The following is a 20,384-nucleotide window of genomic DNA, read 5'->3' as shown; positions in this document are numbered from 1 at the left end:
CACCAGGATAAGTATACTAGAGCAGCCAGTTTACTGTTGGGATTTACATTAAATCTTATGTAACTATGGACCTCTCAGGAATGTTATTCAACGACCAGCAATTGGAATGCATAGTCTCGTCGTTCTCCTGCAGGAGTCGATGTTATTACCCTGACTACATTTTGATTAACTACACCACCAAAAGTTGTTATAAAGGCACTGATACGGTCGCTTTGACAGATTGAGGCAATCTCACAGGCGTTTGCTACACTAAAGGTAAAGGTGGTATCGTATTGACCTTGGCTAGGGTGGTCTACATGATCTAATCCCGAACTGTGAAGTATTGTGCCATCAGCATCAACTACTACGTATCCAAGTATTCTAGGCATTTCCTATTCTCCTTCCTACCAGTTCAGCAAACTTTGCACAGCTACCAGCATCTATAGCCTTCTTTCATGCTCTATAGACGCGATATACATACCCTGAGTCTACTTCTACGGGATGAGGAGAGCACTTTCTCTCATCAGTAATGTCATTCAACTACTAGCAATTGAAATGCTGAGTCACTTGCAAACAACGATGGGGTAGTTACTATTACCCTAACCACATTTGGACCAACTACACCACCAAAAGCTGTTATAAATAGAGTGTGGGCAACACTATCACAGATCGTAGCAACCTCACAGGCGTTTTCTACGCTAAAGTTAAATGTAATTTCATAATGCCCTATTCTGGTACGATTTACATTGTTTACTCCTAGGCTATGAAGTATTGCACCATCAGCAGCAACTACTGCGTATCCAAGCATTTCGGGCATTTCCAATTCTCCTTACAACCAAATCCAGCAAACCTGACGCGGTCGCCAACTTCTATAACCTTCTTTCATAGATACAGCATATAGAGGGTAGGCAAAGACGGGGTTTGCTCACAATTGGAACCAAAACTCGGAATAGTCTGCTGAACCAGCCTGGAGAGAGCCTCGATGATGCCCTCTACTTGCGCGGAAAGAAGCAATTTCAAGAGGAATATCGCATTCAAAAAGTCGGTCTTGCCGCTTTTCTCTCAATTCGAACAAAATTGGTTACCTTTCCCTTCCTATTCCGAGTTTTGGTTCCAACTGTAGGCAAACCCCAAATCGCCCACGGCTACTGCGATAGGACCCTGACCAACGTTATAGGGATATTCGGGTCCGAAGGGGGTCAGCAAGACCGAGACCGTGCTATCTTGGTTAGCAGTGACGATGCCCAGGTTCCCATCGTTCGTGAAATCGCCCACGGCTACACCCGAGGGCCGTGGGCCAACGGAAGTGCTCAGTGCCCATGGCACTACTGGCCGAAGCAAGAACGAGACTGTGTTATCTTCTATGTTCGCAGTGACGAAATCCAGGTAGCCATTGTTCGCGAAATCTCCCACAGCCACGCCCGCAGGATTTGCGCCAACGTTATAGGTCTTTGTTGCCCACGGGTTGCGCAACGAGATTGCAGCAGCACACAGTTGGTAGAGTGCGAAACGGCTTCAGAAGCCATCTTGGCCACAGCATTTGCTTGTTGACAATAGGGGGAATGTCACTTCTTCACAGAAAGCATAACAGCAATGAAGGACGTTCGAGGGCCACTTCAGTCATAGATACATCTCGTTGTGTGCAACTTTCTGTCATCGTCTCCCCAGGCGGGGTCCCCTCCTCAAAACGGCTGAGATTGGCGAGAGAAAAGCTGAGAGAAGAGAGCACAATCAGAGGGGGTGGAAGCAGAAGGAGTTAAGGAACAGATGCCTCTTTCGCACTATCAGCAGATCCCTCCTGGTTTTTACTCGGCCTGAAGACAAAGCTCTCCTTGCACTTAGCTCATTGCACATCTCGTAAGCCAGGCAACCCCTCTGTTCAAGCAGCACTGAAACGGAGGGGAGGTGGTCGTGCTCGTGACCTCGATCGCGCTGGAGCAGCAACCATCAGGTCAGCATGTTCTCCAGGATCCACCGGGTCTGGTCATTGTAGGTCGTCCAGTCGCGACGTACCATCTCAAGACCAATGTCGTCCTGGGGCGGATGATCCCTGTTCGTATCGCTCATGCCACAAATCCCTTCGTTCCATCAGGCTGCGTCTGGGCATTCTCCTTGATACTCCCCAGCCTTCCCTTCGGCTCGTTGCGCATTTCAAACAGGATCATTGCGAAAAATGGCAATAGAATGCCGCTCTTGTACAGATCGCTGCACCTATACTTTGAAAAAGGCCTGTTGCCTTGGGAGCGCAAGAACGTGAATCCCATGCTGGCGCTGCGGCTGGCTGGCTGCAATGATCGCTGGTCAGAGATGTGGAGGAAAGCGCTTGCCTGTCGCTCCCACCAATCCACGCCCGCTTCGACCTCGCCGCCAGCGCAGTCGAAGCGGGCACTTGCCTCTGGGAACACGTGCGCTTCATCTGCAACCACTGCCTCCTCTGTTCCCGCCCAACGACCTCGTGTCCGGCATCCGGCCCTTCGACAGCCTCCATCGGCTTGTTCCCAAGACCAACGGACGGAGGCTTCCCCAGATGCGGAGAGAAGCAGAACAAAGGCATCTGTGTGCCGGTCCTGCGGTGTGCTGGTCGTGCATGTACGGGGCCACCGGAAGAGGCTCTACTGTTCGGATACCTGCCGGACGCGGGCGTGTCGGGTACGACGCAATATGTCTTCCCCGAGCCCGCCGCGACCGGTGCGAATCAAGCACGAAGCGCTCCGCAAGCTGCCACGCGCACCAATCACACGCCCCTATTCCCACCGTCCTCTCTCTCAGCCATTTGTGAAGGAGCGTGCAGATCGGTGTCCTTGTGGCACGCCGGTAGCAGTGGTGCCAGGTCGTGGTCATCGGCCTAGACTGTATTGTTCGGATCGATGCCGCCAGCGAGCGCACCGCTGGCGACTTGCGGGAAATCATAATGCGAAGACAACAGATCATCACGTCGCTTCTCAAGGCAACCGATAACGAGATCCTCCAAGAAGAACAGAGAACAGGTGAGCCAGGGAATGAGTCTTTTCATCTCATTCCCAAATTTACACTACCGGCACTCACCTACAGATCCGGCGCGGCAAGATGGTGCATGCCAAGCGAGTAGCCAAGCTCGCCACCGTGATGCATGTCATGCTCTATCACGTGCCAGACGATATACTGCCGCGTATAGGTATACGTCTTGCCCTCGTACTCCCAGGTATAGACATGCTCTAGATCCACTGAGGTCGCCGTCCAGCGCCCAAGGCACGTCCACATCGTCTCCCACGTCACCTCCAAGCCGTGCACCAGATCCGCCGCCGTGAAAGGCCCCGCGTGCCCCTGGTCCCAGTCGCCCATCTGCTTCATCTCCGGCCCTCCCTCGCCCATGACATAATGATACCAGTTGGCGCGGCACCCAATGATATGGGCGATGAGGTCGCCTATCGAACGCAGATGCGGCACCGCCTGCAGCTTCAACTGCTCCGCCATCAATGGTCGGGTGGCTTGTAGCAGATGGTTTTGATACACCCTCCACCCCTTATACACCTCGTTTAACGAAATAGCCTGTACGTCACTCATGTAGAGATGCCCCCTTCGTGTTCTTGATGATCGACGTTTCCTGCTGCCAGTTTACCATAGCAAAACGGTCAGGGCCGTTCCGCTTTTCCCACGGGATGCGCAACGAGATAAAAATAGCTAAGGTGCAGCAGCAAAATAAGACGACAGTTCTGTCAGATAACAGAGGTCACGAATGCTATGCAAAAGAGGATTATTTCGAGTGATGAGTTATAGTAGTAGCAGCATGAGGATATTGCTATCGCCTGTAGGCATACAACATCTCACAGATAAAACTCTTTGTCGCAATAGAAAGAGGACATATGAGCACTCCCAAAGGCATGAAATGCACGCACCGGCGACTCGCAAATGGTGATCGCATCCATCTCTACAGCGACCTGGAGCAGATTGTGCTCCAGCTCCGTCACCAGACACCTACAGAAGAGGACATCCTCGATGCTTCATTCAAGGTTGCTGTCTCGCTGAGTCCAGAGGATGCCCTAGTACTGGCAAGTGATTTGTTGGTGTCCGCAGTTCCTCATCTCACTCGGCAAGCGACCGCCTCTTCTCTTCCCGATCCTGAGCTACCTTCCCAAGAAGAAGAAAAGTCTGATTTCAAGGCTAGGCCTCCAGTGACAGAGGATTTGATAATGGATTGTTAGGGTACTAGCGGAGGTGGAGCAACTTCGCCAGAAGCTTCTGACTATTGTTAAATTGAGCGCTTGCGATCTCTCCAGTATGGTTCGCGCAACACGCGCCTCACCACCTTACCAGTAGCATTTTTCGGTAGCGTTTCCATAAATTCTATAGAACGCGGCTTCTTATATGAAGCTAGGCGCTCTTTACAAAAGTCGATGAGCTCCTCCTCAGAAGAGGGATGATCAGGTTTGCACACAACAAATGCCTTGACCGACTCACCCCAAACCTCATCGGGAATACCAATCACTGCGGCTTCCTGTACCGAAGGATGTTGATAGAGAACCTCCTCGACCTCACGCGGATAAATATTGAAGCCACCACTAATAATCATGTCCGCTTTACGATCAACGAGGAAGACATAGCCTTGCTCATCAATATAGCCCATATCCCTGGTATGTACCCAGCCATTGCGTAGCGTCGCGCTCGTAAGTTCGGGTGATTTCCAGTAACCCACCATCGCTTGATTCGTGGAGACAGTGATTTCGCCGATCGTTCCCTGGGGCACCTCTTGCCCATCTTCATCGACAATGCGCAATGCGACACCTGGCACCGGACGTCCACAGGAAAACAGGCGTTCCTGTCTCAGCGGCTCATCGCCCAGATGGTCCTGAGCTTCGAGGAGTGTCAGGATAAGCGGAGCTTCTGTCTGGCCATAGTATTGGATAAACTTGGGACCCCAAAGCTCCAGGCCACGACGCAAGACTTCACGTGGCATGGGAGATGCACCATAAATAATACGCTTCACGGAGTTAAAGCTGTACTGCTCGACGCGTGCGTGGGAGAGCAACATCACGATCATTGTTGGCACAAGGTTCAACGTGGTTGCATGCAAACACTCAACTGTCGCCAGATATTCTTCTGGCTGAAAACCAGGAAGGATCGCATTGGCAGCTCCTCTGAGCCAGTGCGGCAGCACTAGCGTCCCCGAAGCATGCGTCAGGGGAGCCGCATGCAGCATGATGTCATCCTGCTCAATGGGTAACGATGTCAAGATATTGGTTGCGATGGCAACCCACGTTCCCTGGCTATGAATGGCGGCCTTCAACGTTCCTGTCGTGCCCGAGGTGTATTGAATGGTGGCATAGTCATCTTCGCGCAACAATACTGGTGGCTCATCAATGCTGGCGCCGGCAACAACATCTGCAACGGACTGTATCCAGGAAGAACGCGGCTGCCCACTCATCTGACAAAAATATTGGACAGTCGTTACGTGTGAATGAAGCGCTTCCACCCGCTTGGCAAACTCCTCACTGAACAGGAGAGCCTTCGTATCCGTTTCTTGGAGCATGTGGCGATGTTCAGCTTCGGAGAGACGCGTGTTCAGAGGGACACGCACCAATCCCGCTTGTAAAATAGCAAAGTCGATCTCGATACTCTGTACCGAGTTCGCGAGCAGGAAAGCCACACGATCCCCTTTGCGCAGCCCTAATTCTATCAGTCCATTAGCCAGAGCGTTCGCATGGTGATAGACTTCCGCAAAGGTAAGGCGCTGCTCACCATATATCACTGCGATCCGATGAGGATAAGCGTTTGCTCCACGACGAATGAAATCTCTTACATTCATAAGTTACCTGCTCACTTGCTTCATTGAGTGTACGGGCGTTTAAAGAGCAATAGCACAATTACGTTTATCACTCTTTTTATTTGTACACGATCGCTGAGTATCCTGTCAAATAGCAATGTAAGACAAAGGCCCAAAGTACACAGAGTTCGTCATCACTGGCGATATATCGTGGTCCCGTTTGTCTGGTTCATTCGTAACTTCCGTACTCAACAATTTCACTGTCCTGGTGGAAAGCACCTACAGAGAGCGATTTGTGCCGTTTGTCGTCTTTTAGAGACAAACGGCACCCCTGCATATAACAATCGAGATTTTTTTGTGCTGTTCGTGGTTCCTCTGCGAAATAAGAGATATTCGCCCTTCTCTCCTCCACTGCAAATACTCTTCCAAATCGGGTCAATCCCAGATGCTGATATGGTCTGGTTGCTCTATCGTAATGAACTCAAGGAGTATTCGCACCACTTACAAGTATGGTCGGCGTAATGCGTCTATTATCACTCAAGTTCATGCGCTTGGTTATAGGCATCCTCTGTCAAGTATCTGATGCTTTAGGCGGTCAAAGCCCACATTCCGCAGTTTGAAAAACGCTTTTTTTAGATATTTACTATTGCTCTTCCTGCCTGTTTTGTTTGATCATCACAATGACTAAAAGTACTAGAAAAAGAGCGTACGATCTAGTTTTTGCACTTGCGTTTGAAAACCCTGGTTTTGTTGCTCAGCCCAAAAAGAGTAAGACAGGCAAAATAGGCATGAGTGAGGGCATTTTACAATAATTCTGAAAACTCAATTTCCAAACTGCGGAATGTGGGTCAAAGAAGGGAAAGAGAGGAAATATGCTCCAGAGCATGCAGGTGTGCATGTTGTGTGCATGAACCCAAAACTGGACAGAGCGATGAGATAAAATAGCTGTATTGAGGAAAAGTGCCAGGCAGGAGGAATCTAATGGCAGGACAACGCAAACGATACAGCCAGCGCCGACTTCAAAGCCTGAGTAGCACTGGAAGCCATTCGAGCCCAGAAAACAGCGAATAGATCGCTTCGGAATATGGAGTGCGTCCCACGCCAATAGCTTACTGAAAAAACAGGTGCGGCTGTGTTGAGCGCTCACGGAAAAACGTGAGAGAATATCAGCAGGGAGTCACACTATTCTTAAAAACCTGCACATCTGATTTGCAACAGATTTTCTTTTTTAGCGTGACACCCTGAATTCGAGCATTTAAGGATGCCTTGATCCATCAGGCATAATGGTTCCTTGAAGGGATTTTGCTCTACGAAGTTGCGCTGTTGTCACGCCTGTTACATGACTCAGATTAGCTCCGCTTAGATGGGCATAGTTCTGATTGATCTTGCCCAAGTCTGCTCCCCCCAGATCAGCCGCACCCATCTGGGCAAATTGCAGATTAGCGCCATTCAGATCGGCACTACTCAGGTTAGTCTTCATCAGTCTGGCGCTACTCAGGTTGGTACCCATCAAATTGGCACCACTGAGGTCAGCCGCATTCATCTGGGCAAGTCGCAGGTTGGCACCCACCAAAGAGGCATTCTCGAGATCAGCATTACTTAGATCGCTCCCTTTCAGATAAGCCTGGTTCAGATCGGCCTGGCTCAGATTAACAATCACAGAACCAGTGTTAATAAGGCCTGTATCGTGCAAAAATTGCACTATTTCTCCTTTTCTGTGGGGATCTAATTGTGGTAGAACCTCCAATGTTCTGGTACGCGCGACGTTTCGTATGTCATAATCTTTTGTTGTTTTCAGGTGGTCATTGAGAATAAGGTCCGACATCCGGTCGAAATATGTCTGAAGAGTTGTCTCCCGCTGCTGATCTTTGGCGATTTCCACATCACCTTGATGTTGTCGCTGGCTATTAGCATACTGCGCCTGGTTAAACATGGTGGTTATCATATTTCCAAAAAAGGCGAGCAGCGCGACACTGATGGGAATAGCAATAGCTTGCATCCAATCTCGAATTGTTGCCTTTTTCAACCCACGTATTGTAGCACGTCCTTGTTGCCTCAAATGATGTTTCACTTGTGACAAACCCTTTGGAGAGGCGGGCGATAGTCTGGGATCTTGCTTCGATGTCATCAATTTCCCCTTAGTTCATCAAAAACATTCAATCTTGTACGGCGTTTTTCTATTAGTAAAAACATCCAACCAAACGCTAGCTTAAATTCCTGGAAATCTTTTTTGGATAGCGGGGAAAATTCCTTCTTTTTGCCAGAAGAGTTGTTTTGCCACCACAGCAGATTTACAAGTTTTCACAATTCAGCCATAGCCTTCAACTTATCTATGAGTTTGCCATTTTCTATTGCATAATTTATATTGAGTGAACAAAGACCCTTCTTGTAGAGTTTCCCATTAGCCTATCCTTACATAGTGTTTCCAGGTAACAAATAAGGATCAAGCAGAAATCAGGGATGTTAAGAGAAAGGAAAATCAGATGAGCTTTGCTTCTGCCATGAAAAGCATGCGCCTTCTTCTGCTCAGTTTTCTCCTAGTCATGCTCCTGATGGGTGTAATGACAGCACCAGTGTCAGCACTAAAGATCCAGAAACACGACAAGTGCCACTGGCAAAATTATATGGGAGATGATAAACAGATACATTCGATACGAATATGTTCATAGCAGCGCACTGAATGTATTAGGCGCCAGCATTGCAAGGCGACAGCTAACTCTTAGGGGCTTATTCTACGAGTATATGCATAAATAGGGGAGTCCTGCTATTCTTAAAACCCGTCCATCTGATTTGCAACATGTTTTAAGAATAGTGGGACTCCCAGGTCATATACTGGCTGAGATAGCTCACGCTGCAAGCGTTGATACAAACAGCCTCATCATGAGTGGCGAAAAGTGCTTCTCCAAGAACATTGCCAGCACCATTTCTGTGTTCCCAGTTCTGACAGAACCCTCTGATATGCCTGTTGTTAGCTGGGATTGTGTCATTTTTGCGTTCTGCGCTTGTATTTGACCACTACCTTTTCATTGATTGCTTTCTGTTGGGCTGCTTCCCAAAGCATATTTGCACATGATCTTCTAGCCTGACGCAACTCTTTTTCTGCATTTGGCTCTGCCCTCGAGTGTACGTTTCGAATTCCCAATTGTAAGAGCGTTGTTACGGTTGGCAGAGCCGTGCCGATCCCTGTAAGTAGTGCAAAGCCTGCTCCTACTGTTGTTACTATGGGATTTGTGTGGAGAAAGTGAGCAACGGACGGCCAAAAAACGCCTATCAGGAAGGCAACGAATCCGATTATCCCTACAACCATAAGGGTAATGATCCCGGCGAGTAGTATTCCCAACCCAACATAAGGCAGGGAAAACACTATTACACGCAGCATGTAATGCCATGCGATACGAGAAGGCATCACATAGGTGGTGGGATCACGAGATGCCGTTAATAAGACATACCACACATCAGCCTGTTCTTGTAGCTGAAGCGATACTTCGGAGTCTTTAGAAGAGTATATCTTCCGCTTCAAGATAGGGCTTTTCCAATGTTCAAGCGTCTTCACGAGGGCCAAAGGGGTGAATTCATGCACATATGGCGCCATAAGTTGCATACGTTCTTCCAGCATGGAAAAGTATCTTGCATCAAATTGAAACGGTACATGCTGCTCAAGCTGAGGGCTGCCTTCTTCAAAAGGCAGTTGGGTCGCATCACGCATTTGACCTCTCGTCTCTTTTTGGGTTCTCCACTCTTCCGCCAGAAGGCGATGTGCAGGGGCTACCTCCCCTGATGGAACGCGAGATGACATCGCAAAAAGCGCTTTCCCCAATCCTCCAAAAGGACGAGAATCCTCTTTTCGTTTATCTGCTCCGTTATGAGCCCCATTTGTTGCATCTCGCGTTTCTGGCAGATACCAACGAAGAGCCGCAAAACTTTTCCCGACCATGTACGCATTCACGCAGTCATAGGTATTCTCAAATTGCCCAGACATACTTTGTAAGTGCTCTCGGATCTTCTTATCCCATTCGAAGAGCTGCTCATTAATGCAAGTGAGAGACCTGTGGTACTCATTGCCTGCTTTTTCATCTAATTGACAAAGCCTGTCAATTACGGCATCCAAGTATTGGATATAACTACAATCGTCGAGAATAGGTAGAGGCAATTTTCGTACAAGAGCCTGGATGAAACAGACTAAAGCATGCAAGCCCTTTTGGGAGGTAATAGTGGGAGGAATGATGATCATATGTGTCCCCGCCCCCTCCTTTTTCGCCCAATTCCGCTCAGCTTCATGTTCGGGGGTAGGCAGTTCTAATGAGAAGCAGCGTCCTAAGAGTTCAACAAGCGACCAACCTAGCGCCGCAGCACTAAGAATCTGTTCTTTTCGTTGCTCTTTTGTAAGAACATAAGCCGTTTCAGACATTGGAGCCATTTCTGCCTTTCCGTATCCCTGTTCTGCCGTTTTCGACGTCCTTGCTTAATAGGGATGATAGGCTGTTTTTCCTGATCTCTTGTTGTCAAGTAGCTCGGTGTTGGGTCAGCAGGAGTGGGCTCATGTGCACGTTGTTGACGCATCCTTTCCATTGCCTCGACTCCAGCCTCAACCGCCGCCAGTTCTTTCTTCTTCACTAAGTGGGATTTCTTGTATGATCCGCGGCAAATTGTTTTTTCCCTTCTCGATAACTACGCAAAGCTAACTCATGTCAACACACAACATACGACATACTTTCTTCAGGGATCCAAACAGGCCCATACTCATCAATGCGCCTAAAGGCATTACTGGCGCCTTCCGTAAGGCGAGAGAATTTTCTGGGGTTGCAATTTGGATGCGTGTAGCTATCCATAGAACCCTTGTTCATGTAATAAAGCCTTCAACGAATGAGTACTGGCTATTACTCTGTTTCAAATTACTCAATACGACAAACAGAAGGAAATTGCTGGTACCCGATGGAGGCTTCTTGTCTATGCAGACTTCCTGTTTAAGCGAAGAGCGAATTGCCTTACAGATTATCTCGATTATCTTTATGTTGCTTACAAGGGAAAACACATTCCTCTTCGCCGCTTCGCCAGATGTGTATGCTAGAGCATCCGATGAAGACGCTTCTATACTTTGAATGAAGAAGGAGCAATCCTTTATACATCACCAGGTTATCTGCTCATTCCCAGGCGGGACCTTTATTCTCGTTGGCGCAGTGCCTAATGATGATTCGGACTGTTTTATCGCTGTGGTAGACTAAGAGAAGTCAACCAAGAATGAGGTGAACTATGAGCACGGTGACCGAGCGTATACAACACTATAATCAAGGCCGTGATCCTGACCTCCTCGCACGCAAATATCAGGCAATGCGTACAGATGCCTTTGCCTTCTTCCGTGGTACCTGTCACCTCTTTTATGAGGACTGGCCTGCCTCATCCCCTTTGAATGCCGCTCCAGCCACCTGGGTATGTGGTGATCTCCACCTACAAAACCTGGGCTGCTATAAAGCGGATGATCATCAGGTGTACTTTACGGTCAATGACTTTGATGAGGCGACTCTTGCTCCCTGCGCCTGGGATCTCGCACGCATGCTTACCTGCATACAGGTGAGTGCGCCCCTCCTCGCGATCCAGCCAACAGAGGCAGATCAATGCTGTACCTCTTTCCTCAAAACCTACCAGGAAACGCTCGCAAACGGTCGCGCCGGTACACTGGAAGAACAAGATGCACCAGGTCATCTCCAGCAACTTCTCTTTGGAGTCAAAAACCGGCATCGCAAGGTTTTTCTCGATGCACGAACCACACAGGCAGGAAAAACCAGGCAACTTCACCTGGATGGGAAACACTTTCTTGCTGCTACTTCGCAGGAGCAAACATATATTACTGCTCTCATTGATACGTGGCGAACCACACAACCAGATCCGGCCTTTTTCACTGTCCTTGACAGTGCTCGTCGCATCGCTGGGATAGGAAGCCTTGGTCTCCGGCGCTATGTTGTGCTCGTTGAAGGAAAAGGTTCTCCTGATCAGAACTACCTGCTTGACCTCAAAGAGGCCGCATCTTCGTCATTGCACCCCTCTCTCCAATCAGCGCAGCCACAGTGGGGCAACCAGGCTGAACGGATAGTCTCTGTGCAATGCTGGACACAGCCGTCACCGCCTCGACGACTTGCCTCTGTGCCAGAGCAAAACACATCCTTTGTTTTGCGCGAGCTCCAGCCAATAGAAGATAAGATCGATCTACAAAACCTACAAAACAACTCGAAGCAGTTCGCAAAGATCATCAAGGTCATCGCTAAAGTGGTCGCCTGGGGACACCTTCAGAGCGCAGGACACTCTGGTTCTGCATCTATCGACCAGCTAAAGCTGTTTGCTCAGAACCCTCACTGGTCTGCACTACTTCTTCAATATGCCCGCTCCTATGCCCTTAAAGTTGAAGAAGACTATCAAGCATTTTGCCAGGATACGAGCTTGTGAGACAGCAATAAGAGCAATCATGCAAATAGATACCAGATCTCTCTTACTATTCCGAAGCATTAGGGAGACATGTGTTGCTGCCCTATTCCCACCGAAGATCCCTCAGCAAGCAGTAGTTACATAGAGTAACAAGCTTACACACCCCTACTTCCTCCCCCTTGATCAATTACTCAGCGGGTTCCTTCTCTATTCGCACATAAACGACATCCATATGCACCTGAATTTCCAATGCAGAAATTACGCCATCGATGACTTTGAACAAGCAACTAAGATGTTTATGAAAAGCCGTAATGTTCATCATTTCAGCTGTATCACCAACAAAATTGTTGTTTTGTTACTGATACAGCAACGTTTCTCCTCAGGCTTGTTTTCACCAGGAGGTCTATTGTGAAACAAGATATCCAGCCCACACGAGACTTCAAGTCTCTATCAGTTCATGATCTGCTTGATGCACGTGAAGCCTATCATGTGCATCTGGCCAACATGAGTAACGTCATCGCTACCGCCATTGGTCTCTATCGCATTCGTACTGATGATCCGGATGCTGATAAACCTCTTCCACGAGAAAAGTGGCGGTCTCGAACAAAATCGCCAGAGCGCACACTGGAAAACACAGTTGTTCAGCCCTGGTCCTGGCCTTGTGTCCTCATCTTTGTCAAGCAATGGCAAACACAAGAAGAGCTCGCGCAGATTAATCCTGATTATGTCGTCCCACATTTCCTCTACCTGTCTGATGGCCGTGTCGTTCCTACCTGTGTTGTGCTTGCTCAGGAACAGGAGCAAACACCTCCGCCGCTGCGTGACGCTTCCTTTCCTCATGATCTCCTTGGTGGCGGCTATCCTCTGCTAACAGATATCCAGGGGCAGGAGCACATCGGTTCAACAGGATGCCTGGTCTACGATGGCAATGCCGTCTATGCCTTGACTAACAAACATGTCTGTGGGGATCCAACAAATGATGTGTTTACCGTTGCGGACGGTCAACGGCAAGTGATCGGCAAAGCAGACCAACGGCAACTCGGGAAACGCTCCTTCGCCCAGGTCTATCCTGCCTGGTCCGAGACCTCGTCCCATATCAACCTCGATGCCGGCCTTATCCGAATTGCAGATATCAATCGCTGGACAGCACAGGTCTTTGGTCTTGGAGAACTAGGAGACATTGTCAATCTGCATACCGATACGATCACCCTTGATCTCATCGGCAAGCACGTCTGTGCCTTTGGTGCCGCTTCGGGAAAAATGATTGGAGAGATCCAGGCCCTCTTTTACCGCTACAAATCCATAGGAGGTGTCGATTATATCAGCGATCTGCTCATCGGCTCACGCACAGGAGAAACACCTTTACAAACCATGCCAGGAGACTCGGGAACGATCTGGTGCCTTGATCTTCTGGAGAACCATGCCACCACAGGCCACACTGCTCATGGGAACGGGAAACGCAAACAAGCCAAGAACCTTGCTCCACGTCTGCGCCCACTCGCCCTGCAATGGGGTGGTCATGTCATCCAAACGGAACATGGCAAAGCCCCGCTGCGTTTTGCGCTCTCCACCTGTTTGAGTACCGTATGTCGTGAACTGGATGTTGATCTCCTCCCAAGTTGGAACATAGGACATCGCGAATACTGGGGTGAGGTCGGTCACTTTAAGATCGCGGCGAGCGCCTGCGACCTGGTGCAATCGCCACATCTACACACCCTCTTTGCCAACAACAAGAGCAATATTGCCTATGGGGACGACGAACTGGCGCAGGGAACCTTCCACTCTCATGGGAACCACGCATTTGTTCCGCTGGCCGATGTGGCAGACATCGTCTGGCGCATGACGCGTCATCAAGATGCAGCCAACCACTTTGCAGACATGGATCAAGAGGGACAAGGCCAATTTCAAGGAAAAACCTTGCTCGACCTCTGCAAGGATCCTGACAACCTGGACATTGACGTCTGGAATCAGTTTTATAGTAGTCTAAATATCAACGATAAACGAGGGGCGCTCCCATTTCGCGTCTGGCAACTCTACGATGAGATGGTCGATGCAGTCAAACAGCAGGATATTGCCCACTTTGTGTGTACTGCGGGAGTTCTGGCTCACTATATTGGCGATGCTTGCCAGCCACTGCATGTCTCCAGGCTGCACGATGGGGATCCTGACACCCAAAGAGGCAAGGGCGTCCATAGCACCTATGAGTCTGCGATGCTCAATCGCTTTACCTCAGAACTCATTAATGGGGTCAATGAGAAGGTACAGAACACACCACGTCCCCAGACAGTTTCAGGAGGGAAAGCAGCGGGGTTGGCTATTGTCAAGTTAATGCGAGACAGTCTTGCCTTTCTCTCCCCGGAAGAGATCATTGAGACCTACATCACCAGCATGCAAATGAACGATCATCTTGCCTACATGTGGGACCAGCTGGGAGAAAAAACAGAGCAACTTCTTGCCAATGGAGCAAGCATGCTCGCCTGCATCTGGGAATCAGCCTGGCAGGAAGGAACAGGAGAGCAAAACATCCCAGTGCAAGACCTTTCCGCCATTGCGCCAGAGACACTCCAGCAATTGTACTCTGATCCCGAAGTTGCGTCATCATATCGTCTTCAGGATCCACAGTTTGCACAAGCACTCGAAATCGCTGTCCCTGCAGGAGCCCATATCCGGAGATAACAAATACATCTAGGCGAAATACGAGAAAACATCTGGATCATCCACCTCTTTGCCTTGAAGTGGATGATCCAAGCCCAGAACACTTCATACCGCAAGAAAAAGAACAAAGCAGAGGCGAGAAGCGCTTCCGCATCCAAGGACAAGAAGGAGGAAAGCCGTGGCCAAAGACTTCATCATTTTTCTCCATGGCGTTAACACACGTGATTGGAAAGAATATCCAACCTATGCTGATCCGCTCATAGAGCTGCTCAGAAGCAAACAACAAAAAACACACCTGGATCTGGAGATGATCCCCCTCTACTGGGGAGATGTGTACGAAGATCTCGAGTTGGAACTGCGCGAGCAATGGGAGCAATCGTCCTCCTGGGACAAACTTGGCTTTCAGAATATACGAGAAAAGCAACTGCTCCAGTTTACTGGCGATGGTGCGCTCTATATTAGTCGCCGTGCAGGCATTCGCGTGGTCGAAAGGCTTCGTGCGCAGTTGTTGGCGGCATTTGAGTCTGCCCCCTATGATCAAGATGACTGTTTTCATCTTGTTACCCACAGTATGGGCACCGTTATTCTTTTTGATATCCTCTTTAGCAGACGCTGGGAACCAAGGTATGCTGGTGGCTACAGGGGAGTTGAGGAAATACGAAAACTGGTCTACGGGCTAGAGCCCAATCCCGAGAACGGAATCCGGCTCTCCAGCATTCATACCATGGGCTCTCCCATCAGTCTCTTCACGCTCATGCTCTCAACAGGCAAGGCTACTCTTTCCCCCCATAACATCCCTGAACAAGAACATATCCCTGCCACCCATGATATTCTTCCAGGTCTTGCCAGACTCCTTGATCATCTTCCTCAAGGATACCTTCCCTGGTACAACTACATCCATCCAGAGGATCCCGTTGCCTCTCCTCTTGAAACAGTTCTTCCCTCCATTGTAGAGAACAATCACCAACCAAGACCCTCGGAGCAGACAGCCCTTCGTGTTCATGATATTCCGCTGCCCTCTCCAATAAGTCCCATACTCAAAGCCATAGCAGACCTGCGATACCGTGGAACAGGGCGCATCAATCGAATATACACCTCTTGCAGCGACCTGCTTCAAACAGGAGAAACCGTGTTTCTAGGGCGTAGCGCCCATGGAAAATATTGGCATAGCCCCCTTGTCGCGCACAACGTCATCGACATAATTCAACACGTTCATGAGCAACCCCCAAAGGCCAGCGGCCAGGTTGCACTCAGGTAAGTTCACGAACAATCGTAGAGGCTATTCAGGAGATTGCTTTGCAGTCCGTCGTTTTTCCAACGAGCCCTTGAGTGATACGAGAGGATAAATGCGGTTGATCGTTTTCGTGGGGTGCTTCAAGTGAAGCGCAATCTCATTTCTTGCCACCTGCTTGAAGCCGACCTCAAGTATGCTTCACTCATATTGCTAGCATGCTTGAGGTCGGCTTCAATATGTTTATTTTTGCTTCTGCCCAGCCCCTTTCATACCCTGCCGAGTAGAACCTGCTCTTGCCCCTCCTGTTGCTCTTGCAACGACTTCGGTGAGGGAAAGGTCTTACAGAGCACCATGCTCTCGCCAAAGCGATAGGTCACGGAGACACACACCACATTCTTCCCATCTACTCCTACAGCGTCTCCAGATGAATCTGCTTGACCAGGGTCTCAATCACCTGACGCTTGATGTCCCAGGACAAGGGCTGCTCAAGTCCGCCATACAGCCGACATTGGAGCGCGTACAGCATCTCTTCCGCAGTCTGGAGAGAATGAGACGGTATCTGCATAACGAGAGCCACTTCTGCAATTGCCTCAGGTAATTGCACACCTATAGCATGTCAAACTGACGAAGTAACCCTCACCCCTGCGTGAAACAATCGAGATTTTGATACTATTCGTGATTCTTCTTCTGTGAAAGAAGAGACTTTCATCCTTCTCTCTTTCAACTTAGGTGCTCTTTCAAATCGGGTCAATTACACCCACAAATGCTAACAATCCATCTGCTAGTGAGCCGCGATGGGAAACGTTATGGTGATACCCGTTAAACTCGGCATAATGTACCTCATACCCTTTGAGGCGTAACACATCGCGCAAATGCCGATTGCAGCCGACCATGTAAATCCATCCCCAATCCTCCTTCAAGCCAACCTCCAGATAGAAACGAAGAGGGAGGCGAGGACTCGCGATAAACTGTTGGATAATCCACTCTTGTTGAATACCGTCGTCGGGATCTTTATCCCACCAGAACGAGCCAGATTGCGAAAGCACATTGCCAAAGGTTTCTGAGGCGCGTAACCCGGCGAAAGCGGCTGCTAATCCGCCATAGCTACAGCCGCCAACAATCGTCTGGGCGGAATCAGCAGTAACATGATAGTGTTCATGAACCCACGGCATCAGTTCCTGGGTGAGAAAATCGACAAAAGGCTGATGACAGGGCAACTCGCGGTTCCGCGTCTCTTCATCTGGGTTATCAATGAAGACCGCGACCAACGGGGAGATCTTCTCTTCTCTCACGAGATTGTCCAGAATGGTTGGCGTCGGGATGAGGTCAATGTAGATCCATCCGTCAAAGAGAAGCAAGAGACGGTATGGTTCGCTCCTCTCTGTGTAATCGGCAGGAGTATAAACCCAGATGCGGCGTTCATTATCGAGGATCTGGCTGCGCAATCGATGGGCATAAAGCTTGCCCTTCGCTCCATCAGAGTGAGGCACAATCCAGGTCTGAGCAGGAGCATTGGGTAACTCAAGAACAGAGAAGACTATCTCTTGTGAATCAGGTTTCCCTTCGTCTTTGTGAGCCACAAACTGCTTGGGATTGAGAGGATCAGGGAGAAAACGTGTGCCGAAACCTCCACGCTCCTGATTGGTCAAAGAATCATTGATGGAGAACGTATAGACCCCGCGCAAATCGGTTTGAAGCCGGTACGTTTTGTACCAGAGATCAGTATTCAACAAGCGCGTCATCTGATGATCCTCGGGGTGGTCCAATCCTGCTGGCCCACCCCAGATCATGACGTTGTGTGTGTCTCCGTTGTCTCGCCAGAGAAACGTGACCAGAGCATGCGTATCATCTCCTTCAATGGCTTCCATCAGAGGCATCCCCTGCTGCGTCATTTCTTGCCAAAATGCGAGAAGCGCAGCAGTATTTCCCGAGAGAATCTGCTGCTGTAACGAGGTAATACGCGGACTGATCTGTGTTTGTTGAGCTTCCATACAAAATCCTTTCACTGTACTGCTCTGCATCGATTGATCATGAAGCACGTCAGATGCCAGAGACATGAACAGAAAAGCGCATGCATTGCATGAGAAGGCAGGAGAGACAACGTGCAGGAAAAAGGCTCACGACATGTGGAGGGGAATGAGGATCGTAAGAGATGATACGCCTTCATCGTGACGTTGCTAACACGCTACTCAGAATGCTGGACAAAGCAAGAGAACTGTTGTCTGGATGCAACAGTATTGCTCTTCAGTCACATTCACTAGCAGGTGTTAGCGCTGGTCAGGCATATCCCTCTCCTGGCTACTAAATACGGATAACTCGCTTTTTCTCCATGTAAGCATACGCTATTCCTGTTTAATTTGCAATGATTGCCCCAAAGTGTTGCCGTAAGGAGTGGCACAACGAGCAGGAAGAGCAGACATTACTCTCAAATATAAGAAAGGTACCGCTTCCTCACCGTTGGAATCTCTTGAAGAAAGGATGTCCCAACCTCGTAGACTCTGACCTTGTCTTCAATCGCTGATGCGTTCCCAGCCATCTCTTGTATTACATTGTCGAATTGTTGAAGCGTTTACCCACATTTTACAAAGAGAGACGAGAAGCAAGATGAACGCCCTCGAGCAGGTAGTGTTGCAAAAAAATTAAAGCTCAGCAAATGGAAGTGCACACGATATATTTCATGAGGAAAAAGGTGCAGAATGCTCACCCTTTCTCTATGAAAATGATTCTTGTACCGTAATTACTTACTTCATTTTCTCGGTTCTAAATTTTTTGCAACACTACCCTATGTAGTGCAGGTCCAGTCGGTTGGGTCAATACCCTGGCTGTTGCCCGTGAATGGCGAGGAAGAGGGGTTGGACTGGCACTTCTGCAACATGCCTTTGGCGAATTTGCTCGCCGCGGTTTGCAACGAGCCAGTCTTTCCGTTGATGCACAAAATCTCACTGGTGCGACAAGGCTTTATCAACGTGCCGGCATGCGTAAAACACGCGAATATCTTCTCCTGAAAAAGGTGTTGCGCACAGGCGCGTGAAGTAACGGTATACAGGCATCAATAACCAACCGGCCAGCTCTCACGGGAAACACCCCTCGTTGTCTTTTTGCTGAGGCAGGGAAGCCTCGCAGAGTTGTTGTCTCTCATCGCAAGCTCAATTTTTGCTTTCGTCACCACTAGCAAGGTTAAGGATGAGCTTTGATTGCCTCACTGTTCAGTTGCAGGGTTTCACCTGACTGCGAGTGATAGGGCTGTCATTGCTTCCTACTTTCACCCCAGGCATAAGGCACGAATTGCTGATCGTGATCTTCCCGGCGTTATTGCTGACAACCGATCCAGCCAGCAGAGCGCTCCCATCAATAGTGATATCGCCCGCGTTATTGTCAAGCTCTATCTTCCCTGAGACCCCTCTGACCGAGATCGTTGCGTCATTGCCTGAAAGATGCAGATTGGTGGTTGCAGGCACCTCCAGCGTAAAACCACATAGGTTACTATTGAGAGTGAGCACATGGTTGGAGCTATCGTAGTTCCCAGAGCCCTCAATTGTCAGCAGCCCTGCTTTCAGGGAGACCATATCGCTGCCTGTCTTTCCCTCAACGGTGATCGTTCCCCCGTTACAGTCGCCAGTGACCGTCGGATGGGGTCCAGCGTGAAAGGTATAGCCCACAATGAAGAAGTAATACACCAGAAATACCACCAACAGCACCAGGGGCACATGAAGAAGTCCCTGGAGGAACTTGCCGGAGGAACGTTCTTGTGCCAGTGCAGGCCATTCACCGGCAGGATACTCAGGCGAGAACGCCTGATAGCGCTTCATCAGCATTCCTCTTTTTTCCGCCCCTCTTCTCCACAGACGGGCGAGGGACCCTCGATAGAGCAATCCCAGCACCACCAGGACAAGGAACCAGAGCTGCATCAGGTCACCGCCGATGAACCAGAAGAACAGGCCAGGAAACCCCAGCAGCCCTTCAAAGAGCAAGACAGCGATCACGCTCATGAGGACGAGCAGCACCATTGGCCGCACATACAAGCGTGCACGAGAAGAATTGGTTGGAGGGAGAAACCCCTGTCCAGAGGGGTTATTGGTATTCTCGAATGGGGAGGTGGTCATCATGACACTCCATCATACACTACAGGCGGCGAGATGGCCAGCCACCGCTTGATCCCAACTTGTACAACAAAAGAATACCCATATGCTCTGCCTTTTGCTATGACCTACATCGCAGGAGAGGTTTTTGTGTGAGCGCAGAAGTGCCAACCGCGGAGAGATTGCCAATCAACAATCAATGTGTTTACAAGAAAAGCTCTATTTGCTCTTCTATCACTAAAATACAAAATTTTTGCATTTTAGGCCTACGTCCTTTTCT

General features: G+C 49.3%; 17 protein-coding genes. 5 read left to right on the top strand and 12 right to left on the bottom strand.

The annotated features are described in order from the left end of the window. Positions 1-83: 83 nt before the first annotated feature. The 6 genes from KTE_RS35060 to KTE_RS35035 all read right to left on the bottom strand — a co-directional run bounded on the left by KTE_RS35060 (position 84) and on the right by KTE_RS35035 (position 3,522). Entirely contained in the window at positions 84-368 is a 285-nt protein-coding gene (locus KTE_RS35060) for a hypothetical protein (RefSeq protein ID WP_201389968.1), read from the bottom strand. Positions 369-511: 143 nt separating this feature from the next. Beyond that, positions 512-796, bottom strand: a complete 285-nt coding sequence (locus KTE_RS35055; protein WP_201389966.1) for a hypothetical protein — start codon at positions 794-796, stop codon at positions 512-514. Positions 797-1,074: 278 nt separating this feature from the next. Beyond that, positions 1,075-1,452 (bottom strand): VCBS repeat-containing protein, encoded by a 378-nt coding sequence (locus KTE_RS35050; RefSeq protein WP_201389964.1) that lies wholly within the window; start codon positions 1,450-1,452, stop codon positions 1,075-1,077. Positions 1,453-2,042: 590 nt separating this feature from the next. Beyond that, complete coding sequence (locus KTE_RS35045) at positions 2,043-2,405, bottom strand: hypothetical protein (protein WP_201389963.1); 363 nt, start codon at positions 2,403-2,405, stop codon at positions 2,043-2,045. Positions 2,406-2,824: 419 nt separating this feature from the next. Further along, positions 2,825-2,992 carry a hypothetical protein gene (locus tag KTE_RS35040; protein WP_201389961.1) on the bottom strand — a complete coding sequence of 56 codons (168 nt, stop codon included), beginning with the start codon at positions 2,990-2,992 and terminating at the stop codon, positions 2,825-2,827. A gap of 32 nt (positions 2,993-3,024) precedes the next feature. After that, on the bottom strand, positions 3,025-3,522 hold the full coding sequence (locus tag KTE_RS35035) for a DinB family protein (RefSeq protein WP_201389959.1): 498 nt from the start codon (positions 3,520-3,522) through the stop codon (positions 3,025-3,027). 299 nt (positions 3,523-3,821) lie between these two features. Here KTE_RS35035 and KTE_RS35030 point away from each other — a divergent pair, with 299 nt between their 5' ends. Then, positions 3,822-4,160 (top strand): hypothetical protein, encoded by a 339-nt coding sequence (locus KTE_RS35030; protein WP_201389956.1) that lies wholly within the window; start codon positions 3,822-3,824, stop codon positions 4,158-4,160. 47 nt (positions 4,161-4,207) lie between these two features. Here the strand turns inward: KTE_RS35030 and KTE_RS35025 are convergent, their stop codons facing one another. The 3 genes from KTE_RS35025 to KTE_RS35015 all read right to left on the bottom strand — a co-directional run bounded on the left by KTE_RS35025 (position 4,208) and on the right by KTE_RS35015 (position 10,127). Then, positions 4,208-5,761, bottom strand: coding sequence for a class I adenylate-forming enzyme family protein (locus KTE_RS35025; RefSeq protein WP_201389955.1), 1,554 nt, complete (start codon positions 5,759-5,761; stop codon positions 4,208-4,210). A 1,213-nt stretch (positions 5,762-6,974) separates the two neighbouring features. Beyond that, complete coding sequence (locus KTE_RS35020; protein WP_201389953.1) at positions 6,975-7,847, bottom strand: pentapeptide repeat-containing protein; 873 nt, start codon at positions 7,845-7,847, stop codon at positions 6,975-6,977. 855 nt (positions 7,848-8,702) lie between these two features. Beyond that, the gene (locus KTE_RS35015) at positions 8,703-10,127 is read right to left on the bottom strand and encodes a hypothetical protein (RefSeq protein WP_201389951.1); all 1,425 of its coding nucleotides are present in this window, start codon (positions 10,125-10,127) and stop codon (positions 8,703-8,705) included. Between the two features lie 842 nt (positions 10,128-10,969). Here KTE_RS35015 and KTE_RS35010 point away from each other — a divergent pair. The 3 genes from KTE_RS35010 to KTE_RS35000 all read left to right on the top strand — a co-directional run bounded on the left by KTE_RS35010 (position 10,970) and on the right by KTE_RS35000 (position 16,049). Next, positions 10,970-12,157, top strand: a complete 1,188-nt coding sequence (locus KTE_RS35010; protein ID WP_201389949.1) for a DUF2252 domain-containing protein — start codon at positions 10,970-10,972, stop codon at positions 12,155-12,157. Between the two features lie 387 nt (positions 12,158-12,544). Further along, complete coding sequence (locus tag KTE_RS35005) at positions 12,545-14,812, top strand: hypothetical protein (RefSeq protein ID WP_201389947.1); 2,268 nt, start codon at positions 12,545-12,547, stop codon at positions 14,810-14,812. A gap of 157 nt (positions 14,813-14,969) precedes the next feature. Next, positions 14,970-16,049, top strand: a complete 1,080-nt coding sequence (locus KTE_RS35000) for a hypothetical protein (protein WP_201389945.1) — start codon at positions 14,970-14,972, stop codon at positions 16,047-16,049. Between the two features lie 385 nt (positions 16,050-16,434). Here the strand turns inward: KTE_RS35000 and KTE_RS34995 are convergent, their stop codons facing one another. Together KTE_RS34995 and fes are read right to left on the bottom strand one after the other, a co-directional pair. Beyond that, positions 16,435-16,590, bottom strand: a complete 156-nt coding sequence (locus KTE_RS34995) for a hypothetical protein (RefSeq protein ID WP_201389943.1) — start codon at positions 16,588-16,590, stop codon at positions 16,435-16,437. A gap of 172 nt (positions 16,591-16,762) precedes the next feature. Further along, entirely contained in the window at positions 16,763-18,016 is a 1,254-nt protein-coding gene (gene fes, locus KTE_RS34990) for an enterochelin esterase (RefSeq protein WP_201389941.1), read from the bottom strand. Positions 18,017-18,789: 773 nt separating this feature from the next. Between fes and KTE_RS50035 the strand changes: the two genes are divergently transcribed. Then, positions 18,790-19,056, top strand: a complete 267-nt coding sequence (locus KTE_RS50035; RefSeq protein WP_201391081.1) for a GNAT family N-acetyltransferase — start codon at positions 18,790-18,792, stop codon at positions 19,054-19,056. Positions 19,057-19,231: 175 nt separating this feature from the next. Here KTE_RS50035 and KTE_RS34980 read toward each other — a convergent pair whose 3' ends face one another. Next, the gene (locus KTE_RS34980) at positions 19,232-20,131 is read right to left on the bottom strand and encodes a hypothetical protein (RefSeq protein WP_201389938.1); all 900 of its coding nucleotides are present in this window, start codon (positions 20,129-20,131) and stop codon (positions 19,232-19,234) included. Positions 20,132-20,384: the final 253 nt, after the last annotated feature.

Origin of the sequence: Ktedonobacter sp. SOSP1-85, from assembly GCF_016587415.1 — a bacterium.
GTDB lineage: Bacteria > Chloroflexota > Ktedonobacteria > Ktedonobacterales > Ktedonobacteraceae > Ktedonobacter.
The sequence above is the reverse complement of the archived record's forward strand: the minus strand, read 5'-3'. Positions and strand labels throughout refer to the sequence as shown.

Excerpts from the sequence above, each read along its gene's own strand:
- KTE_RS35060 (WP_201389968.1), bottom strand. The coding sequence starts at position 368 with ATGCCTAGAATACTTGGATACGTAGTAGTTGATGCTGATGGCACAATA.
- KTE_RS35055 (WP_201389966.1), bottom strand. The coding sequence starts at position 796 with ATGCCCGAAATGCTTGGATACGCAGTAGTTGCTGCTGATGGTGCAATA.
- KTE_RS35040 (WP_201389961.1), bottom strand. The coding sequence starts at position 2,992 with ATGAAAAGACTCATTCCCTGGCTCACCTGTTCTCTGTTCTTCTTGGAG.
- KTE_RS35035 (WP_201389959.1), bottom strand. The coding sequence starts at position 3,522 with ATGAGTGACGTACAGGCTATTTCGTTAAACGAGGTGTATAAGGGGTGG.
- KTE_RS35030 (WP_201389956.1), top strand. The coding sequence starts at position 3,822 with ATGAGCACTCCCAAAGGCATGAAATGCACGCACCGGCGACTCGCAAAT.
- KTE_RS35025 (WP_201389955.1), bottom strand. The coding sequence starts at position 5,761 with ATGAATGTAAGAGATTTCATTCGTCGTGGAGCAAACGCTTATCCTCAT.
- KTE_RS35020 (WP_201389953.1), bottom strand. The coding sequence starts at position 7,847 with ATGACATCGAAGCAAGATCCCAGACTATCGCCCGCCTCTCCAAAGGGT.
- KTE_RS35015 (WP_201389951.1), bottom strand. The coding sequence starts at position 10,127 with ATGTCTGAAACGGCTTATGTTCTTACAAAAGAGCAACGAAAAGAACAG.
- KTE_RS35010 (WP_201389949.1), top strand. The coding sequence starts at position 10,970 with ATGAGCACGGTGACCGAGCGTATACAACACTATAATCAAGGCCGTGAT.
- KTE_RS34995 (WP_201389943.1), bottom strand. The coding sequence starts at position 16,590 with ATGCAGATACCGTCTCATTCTCTCCAGACTGCGGAAGAGATGCTGTAC.
- fes (WP_201389941.1), bottom strand. The coding sequence starts at position 18,016 with ATGGAAGCTCAACAAACACAGATCAGTCCGCGTATTACCTCGTTACAG.
- KTE_RS34980 (WP_201389938.1), bottom strand. The coding sequence starts at position 20,131 with ATGATGACCACCTCCCCATTCGAGAATACCAATAACCCCTCTGGACAG.